A 4,999-nucleotide genomic window follows, 5' to 3' on the forward strand; every position below is an offset into this window, starting at 1 on the left:
AGCTCCGGGAACCAGATGCCGATCTCGCGGGCGGCCGAGTCCGGCGCGTCGGAGGCGTGGACGAGGTTGCGGTTCTTGAACAGCGACAGGTCGCCGCGGATGGTGCCGGGGGCGGCGACGGCGGAGTCCGTGGTGCCGTTGATGCTGCGCACGGCCTCGATGGCGCGCTCACCCTCGAGGACCAGCGCCACCAGCGGGCCGGAGGTGATGAACTCCTCCAGACCGGCGTAGTAGTCGCGGCCGACGTGCTCGGCGTAGTGCTTCTGGGCGGTCTGGGAGTCGGCGGTGCGCAGCTGCATCGCGACGATCGTCAGGCCCTTGGCCTCGTAGCGGCGGATGATCTCGCCGGCGAGGCGACGCTCGACGGCGTCGGGCTTGAGCAGGACCAGGGTGCGTTCGGTGGTCGTCATGGCTGCGACCCTATCGCCTCGCCCGCCACGGCCCCGGAACTGCCGAGGCCTCAGAGGGTTGCCTCGATACGACGTCCCAGGACGAAGCTGACGGCCCAGATCATGAAGAAGATCAGGCCCATCGCGTACATCCACGGGGTCAGCAGCCCCAGGGCGATGCCTGCCAGCTGGGCGAGCCAGCCCACCAGGTAGCCGAAGGGCGTCTTGATCCGTGCCGCGCCCACCAGGCACAGCAGGCAGGCGACGACGGTGGCCGCCAGTGCGGGGGCAAGCGGACGGTCGGAGACCATGATCATGCCGGGGAAACCCAGGCCGAAGACGATGACCTCGAAGAGCAGGATCAGCATCATCGCCTTGTTCATCGGGTTGTCGGGGCGCAGCGCGAGCTTCACCACTGGGTGTCTCCGTCCAGGTCGAAGGGGGTGCGCAGGTCGGCGCGGTCGAGTTCCACCTCGTCGGTGGGGGCGGTGGCCAGGATGGCGCGGGCCTCGCCGGCCAGGATGACCGAGCCGGCCACCAGGACACCGCCGGTGGGTTCGGCATCGGCCAGGGTGACGGCCAGTTCGAGGGCGGCGGCGACGTCCTCGCTGACGTGCACCTTCTCCTCGCCGAAGACGTCGGCGGCACGCTCGGCCAGCTCCTGGGCGGTGAGTCCGCGGGTGGTCGAGGAGACCTGGGTGCAGACCACCTGGTCCATCTGTTCGGCGAAGATGCGCAGGACGGAGTCGACGTCCTTGTCGGCCATCATCGCGACCACACCGATGCAGGGACGCAGGTCGAAGTTCTCGGCGAGCGTCGCCATGGTGGCGCGGGCGCCGTGCGGATTGTGGCCGGTGTCGAGCAGGACGGGCGGCGAGGTGCGCACCAGTTCCATCCGGGCCGGGGCCTCGACGGCGGCGAAACCGTCGACGACCACCTCCGGGTTGAGCGCGTGGCCACCGAGCAGCGCCTCGACTGCGGCCAGCGCCAGGGCGGCATTGTGGGCCATGTGGGCGCCGAAGAGCGGCAGGTGGACGTCGCCGACAGGCCCCTCGGCGCTCTGCAGGCGCAGCAGCTGCCCGCCGACGGCGCGTGCGCGTTCGAGCACCTGGAAGTCGCGGCCCTCCAGCACGAGCTTCGCGCCCACCTCGGTGGCGCGCTCCAGCAGGATGGGGCCGGCCTCGTCGTCCTGGGCGGCGATCACGGCGGTGCTGCCGGGCTTGATGATGCCGGCCTTCTCGTGGGCGATGTCGGTGATGGTGTCGCCCAGGATGTGGGTGTGGTCGAGGGCGATCGGGGTGATGACGCTGACCTGCGGCTCGCAGACGCTGGTCGCATCCCAGGTGCCGCCCATGCCGACCTCGATGACCATCACGTCGACCGGCGCGTCAGCGAAGGCGGCATAGGCCAGTCCGGTGATCACCTCGAAGAAGGTCATCTGCACCCCGTCGATCTGCTGGGCGTCGACCATCTCGACATAGGGCCTGATGTCCTCCCAGACCTCGTCGAAGCGTTCGGTGCTGATCGGCTCTCCGTCGATGCAGATGCGCTCGGAGACGTCGACCAGGTGGGGGCTGGAGAAGCGGCCGGTGCGCAGCCCGTCGGCCCGCAGCAGGGCGTCGACCATGATCGCGGTGCTGCCCTTGCCGTTGGTGCCGGTGATCTGGATGACCGGGGCGGACTTCTCGGGATGCCCGAGCAGGTCCATCAGGGCCTCGATGCGCCCCAGCGAGGGGGCGATGCGGTGTTCGGGCCAACGGCCGACGAGGGTGGCGACGATCTGCTCGTGCTGGGAGTTGCTCATGGTGCAGCCAGCCTACCGGGCCCGTGCGCCGAGGTCCTTCGCCCACTGTGCACGTCGGAGTCCGACCCCGCAGTCGCTGCAGCACGTGCCCGGTGCCCGAGGGCGTGCCCAGTGCCCCCTGGCCGTCTTTGCCCCAAGGACCGGGACAATTCCCGCCACCGGGTGAGACAGCCCTTGCGGTGACCGGGGCATCGGCAGGAACTTTGGACTGCCCTCGGGCACCCCACCTGCTGGACCCCACGAACCCCAACCCACCAAAGGATCCCATGTGACACTCCACCGCTGTGCGGCTACCCTCACCCTGGCCGGTGCACTGCTGCTGGGCGGCACCACCGCCGCCCACGCCGCACCCACACCCCCACCCCCCCTGACGTGGCGGCCACGGCCCCGCCCGGATGGTTCATCCGGCCCGTCGAGGGCGGCCACGAACTGGTCCGGCCCGCCTGGAAGGGTCAGCCCGTCACCGATGCCCGGCCGCACGTCGTCGTCGGCGAGGAGGACCTGGGCGCGGCCGTCGTCGATCGTGACGGCACCGTGCGCGTGCGCGTCCAGCGGCTCCCCCGGGACCTCTCGCGTCTGGACGTGCGCCACGGGGCCCTGCGCGAGTCCTCGGTCAGGGACGTTCGACGCACGGCCCCGGCACCCATGAGGTCTGCTCCGCGCCAGTCGTCGCCGCTGGGCACGGTGGTGAGTGCCACCTACTCAACCGGGTCGATCCGACTTCCCGGGATGGACCACCCGCAGGAGGTGACCGGACGGGTGGTGGCGCCCAGGGCGGGACGTGACCTGCCGGTGGTCGTCTTCCTGCACGGCCGCCACCAGTGGTGCGAGGAGGGTGCCGGCGAGTGGCCCTGCGCTGAGGGCAGCTCCCCCGTGCCGAACCTCGAGGGCTACCGCCACCTGCAGGAGGAGCTCGCCAGCCGCGGCTACTTCACCGTCAGCATCGACGCCAATGCCATCAATGCCCAGGACCAGGTGCTGCCAGACCTGGGCATGGACGGCCGCGCCCGGCTGGTGCGCGAGCACCTGACAAAGCTGGCCTCGTGGCAGGGCGGTGCGACGGCACCTTTTGCCTCCACCGTGAAGGCCCGCTATGACCTGGGCCTCACGATGCTGGTCGGCCACAACCGCGGCGGCGAGAAGGTGGCCCATGCCGCGAACCAGAGCTTGGCAATCGCGACGTGCACATCTCCGGCCAGGTGCTGGTGGCCCCGACGAACTTCTTCCAGACGGCCTCGCCGCTGACGCCGACGCTGACGATCCTGCCCGGCTGTGACGGCGACGTCGCCGACCTGCAGGGCGTCGACTACTCCGACGGCGCCATCCGCTACGGCACCCGGCAGGCCCTGTCGACTGCGGCCTACCTGCCCGGCGCCAACCACAACTACTTCAACACCGAATGGACCCCCGACGCCCCCACCGGCATGGACGACGGCGAGTGGACCGAGTGCGCAGCAGAACAGCGATTGTCGCCGGCGAGGGAGCACTGACCGGCATGGTGAGCTCGGCGACCGGCGGCGCGCGGGAGCGTCTGACCACGCCCACCGATGCGGCCTGGACGGTCTCCGGGGCCGCGCGGTGCACCGCCGAGGACTGTGTGGCCGCCCAGGAGGGGGAACTGCCCCCCCCGCACTGGCGTCTGCCTCGGGAGTTCGGCGGGGACGCGCTGGAGCCGCAGGGCTGGGTCTGGCAGGCGGGCAGCCCGATGGTGCTGAGTGCGGCGCGGCCGGTGCGCCTGTCGAGTGCTGAGGCGCTGGACGTGCGCATGGCAATGGAACCCACGGCCACGAGGACACCAACCCTCCGCCTGGTCGACGAGTCGGGGCGCAGTGCCACGCTGCGGCCCCAGGGGCCGGCCCTGCGCCAAGGCATCCATGGCGCCACCGACGCGGCCGGAGGCCGGTGGCTTGCGCAGACGGTGCGCTTCGTCCTTTCCTCCGGCGGCATCGACCTGGCGCGGATCACCCGCGTCGTCCTGGATGGTGGGAAGGGGGCCGCCGGTCGGATCCTGGTGCTCGACCTGTCGAGTGCCCGCAGCGGCATCGCCGCCCGAATGGCCCCGCCCACCAGCATCCTGACGGCCCCGAGCCCTGCCACCGTCATCGACGGTTCCACTCCGTGGACGCACCGCGTCACCGTCGCGCTGTCGAGGCCGCTGGCCCGCCCAGCCACCCTGCGCAGCCTGCTGCTGAACAGCACTGACGTCCGGCTGGACGAGATCGTCCTGCCGGCCGGCCGGCGTACGCTCGACCTGGCCCTGCCCGTCGATGGCAACACCGAGTGGACTCCCGAGGGGTCGGTCGCCCGCCTCTTGCCAGTGCAGGGGCCGGTGGTGGTCGCGTCCCCGGTCGCGGCGGTCACGGTGACCGAGGGCGATCCGCAGCCCAGGGTCTCCATCACGCCGGCGACGGCCACTGCGACGCCGGGCGGCACGCTCTCGTGGAAGGTCAGCGTGGAGAACCCGCCGCGTACGACACCGCTGTACCTGTACTTCATGGCCGAGGGCACCGAGCCGCCCTTGCTCACCTCGGAGCTCTCGCCCGAGGGTCGCCAGTGGTGGTCGGTCGAGGAGGGCGAGGACCTGCCACTGGACCAGGCCGGGGCCTGGCGCGTGGTGGAGATGGCCCCCGGCAGCATCGAGGCCCATGTCACCATGCCGTTGTCCACGACGGCGAGACCGGGCCACCGGGTGCGTCTGGTCGCCATGGCCGGCGGCATCGAGCTGACCACGGGTGACGTGCTCGAAGGGGTCCTGCAGGAGCCCTGACCCCTCGCGGGCGCGGTGGGCAGGGCCGGGTGCCCTGCC

Annotated in this window: 6 protein-coding genes; 3 read left to right on the forward strand and 3 right to left on the reverse strand. The window is 71.3% G+C overall.

The window, feature by feature from the left end; genetic code table 11:
* The 3 genes from ndk to ACHFFZ_RS12770 all read right to left on the reverse strand — a co-directional run.
* Nucleotides 1–410, reverse strand: a 410-nt coding sequence (gene ndk / locus ACHFFZ_RS12760) for a nucleoside-diphosphate kinase (protein ID WP_394276983.1), incomplete at its 3' end; no start/stop codon positions are given.
* Nucleotides 411–460: 50 nt separating this feature from the next.
* Nucleotides 461–805, reverse strand: coding sequence for a DUF4233 domain-containing protein (locus tag ACHFFZ_RS12765; RefSeq protein WP_394276984.1), 345 nt, complete (start codon nucleotides 803–805; stop codon nucleotides 461–463).
* Complete coding sequence (locus tag ACHFFZ_RS12770) at nucleotides 799–2,193, reverse strand: bifunctional folylpolyglutamate synthase/dihydrofolate synthase (RefSeq protein WP_394276985.1); 1,395 nt, start codon at nucleotides 2,191–2,193, stop codon at nucleotides 799–801. Before ACHFFZ_RS12770 ends, ACHFFZ_RS12765 begins: the two co-directional genes overlap by 7 nt.
* A 372-nt stretch (nucleotides 2,194–2,565) precedes the next feature.
* Here ACHFFZ_RS12770 and ACHFFZ_RS12775 point away from each other — a divergent pair, with 372 nt between their 5' ends.
* From ACHFFZ_RS12775 to ACHFFZ_RS12785, 3 genes are read left to right on the forward strand one after another with little or no spacing between them, the layout of a single operon-like run.
* A complete protein-coding gene (locus ACHFFZ_RS12775; RefSeq protein WP_394276986.1) occupies nucleotides 2,566–3,438 on the forward strand; it encodes a hypothetical protein in 873 nt (290 codons plus the stop codon).
* Nucleotides 3,399–3,683, forward strand: coding sequence for a hypothetical protein (locus ACHFFZ_RS12780; protein WP_394276987.1), 285 nt, complete (start codon nucleotides 3,399–3,401; stop codon nucleotides 3,681–3,683). Before ACHFFZ_RS12775 ends, ACHFFZ_RS12780 begins: the two co-directional genes overlap by 40 nt.
* Nucleotides 3,641–4,960: a hypothetical protein gene (locus ACHFFZ_RS12785; RefSeq protein WP_394276988.1), complete on the forward strand. Its 1,320-nt coding sequence runs from the start codon at nucleotides 3,641–3,643 to the stop codon at nucleotides 4,958–4,960. The genes ACHFFZ_RS12780 and ACHFFZ_RS12785 overlap by 43 nt, the downstream gene beginning before the upstream one ends.
* Nucleotides 4,961–4,999: the final 39 nt, after the last annotated feature.

Source organism: Luteococcus sp., from assembly GCF_043424415.1.
Taxonomy (GTDB): domain Bacteria; phylum Actinomycetota; class Actinomycetes; order Propionibacteriales; family Propionibacteriaceae; genus Luteococcus.